Source organism: Kitasatospora sp. MBT63 (genome assembly GCF_000710465.2).
GTDB lineage: Bacteria > Actinomycetota > Actinomycetes > Streptomycetales > Streptomycetaceae > Kitasatospora.
Genome location: NZ_JAIZ01000625.1, coordinates 1 through 995 on the forward strand (window position 1 = coordinate 1; position 995 = coordinate 995).

The following is a 995-nucleotide window of genomic DNA, read 5'->3' on the forward strand; positions in this document are numbered from 1 at the left end:
CCCGATGCCGGACGGACCCCCCGCCCACCCCGCCTGCACTACGCCTGGGTGGTGGCGGGCGTCGCGCTGGTCGTCCTCGTCGGCGCGGCCGGCTTCCGCTCCACCCCCGGCCTGATGATGGACGCGCTGAACAGCGAGTTCGGCTGGTCGCACGCCACCGTCTCCAGCGCGGTCTCGGTCAACCTCACCCTGTACGGGCTGACCGCGCCGTTCGCCGCCGCGCTGATGGACCGCTTCGGCGTGCGGCTGGTCACGGTCTGCGCGCTGCTGCTGATCGCCACCGGCTCGGGGCTCACCGTGCTGATGACCCAGCCGTGGCAACTGGTGCTCTGCTGGGGCGTGCTGGTGGGCCTCGGCAGCGGCTCGATGGCCGGCGCCTTCGCCACCACCATCACCGGCCGCTGGTTCCAGGCCCACCAAGGCCTGGTCACCGGCGTCCTCACCGCCGCCGGAGCGGCCGGGAACCTGGTCTTCATGCCGGTCCTGGCCGCCCTGGTCACCCACCACGGCTGGCGCACCGCCGTGGTCGTGGTCTCGCTGGCGGCCACCGCCGTCGCCGTACCGGTCCTGCTGCTGATGCGCGAACGGCCCGCCGACCTCGGCCTGCTGCCTCTGGGCGCCACCGAGCCGCCCGCCCCGCCGGCCGTCACCGGCAGCGCGCTGGCCCGCTCGCTGCGGGTGCTCCGGGAGGCCGCCCGCACCCGGGCGTTCTGGCTGCTGGCCGGTTCGTTCGCGATCTGCGGCGCCACCACCGCGGGCCTGGTCGGCACCCACTTCATCCCCGCCGCGCACGACCACGGCATGCCCGTCACCACCGGCGCGAGCCTGCTCGCCCTGGTCGGCGTCTTCGACGTGGCCGGCACCGTCGCCAGCGGCTGGTTCACCGACCGCTTCGACTCCCGCGCCCTGCTGATCACCTACTACGCGCTGCGCGGCGTCTCGCTGCTCCTGCTGCCGCAGCTGTTCGCCGATTCGCTGCGCCCGCCGATCCTGGC

The 995-nt window shown here is 74.7% G+C and carries 1 protein-coding gene; it reads left to right on the top strand.

Features of this window, described 5'->3' with window-relative positions:
- Positions 1 to 33: 33 nt before the first annotated feature.
- Positions 34 to 995 (top strand): MFS transporter (locus AA75_RS32255; RefSeq protein ID WP_082526990.1); only part of this gene is annotated, 962 nt, incomplete at its 3' end.